Origin of the sequence: Calderihabitans maritimus (genome assembly GCF_002207765.1) — a bacterium.
GTDB lineage: Bacteria > Bacillota > KKC1 > Calderihabitantales > Calderihabitantaceae > Calderihabitans > Calderihabitans maritimus.
Genome location: NZ_BDGJ01000191.1, coordinates 1 through 417, shown reverse-complemented (window position 1 = coordinate 417; position 417 = coordinate 1). Strand labels below are relative to the sequence as shown.

The following is a 417-nucleotide window of genomic DNA, read 5'->3' as shown; positions in this document are numbered from 1 at the left end:
ATACCTGCCGTTATACTCCACCCAAAGTTGTTTTTGGTTAACCAAAATAATTTGAACAAGTGAGACGGTATTACCTACGGTTTTGGCATCCCAAAATGATTAATATGAATTACCGGTAGCCTTTACAGTGGCAAAGGCCTCGACCAGCGACGTTAAAGAAGGGCACACCTTGATTGACCGGTTGGCTAAAGAACAGCCGGTCTTGGTAGAAAGATGCGAGGCCTTGCTGGCCGATAAAGCTTACGATGACACGAAACTAATCGTGAAACTATGGGACGAACACCGGATCAAGCCGGTGATTGACATCCGCAACCAGTGGCGGGATGGCGAGGAAACACGGGTTTTGGCGGGCAAAGACAACGTCGTTTATGATTATTGTGGTACGGTGTACTGTCATTGTCCCCGGACGAACAAGCG

The 417-nt window shown here is 48.0% G+C and carries 1 pseudogene; it reads left to right on the top strand.

Features of this window, described 5'->3' with window-relative positions:
- Positions 1-169: 169 nt before the first annotated feature.
- A pseudogene (locus KKC1_RS13590) lies at positions 170-417 on the top strand (DDE transposase); the annotation flags it as partial.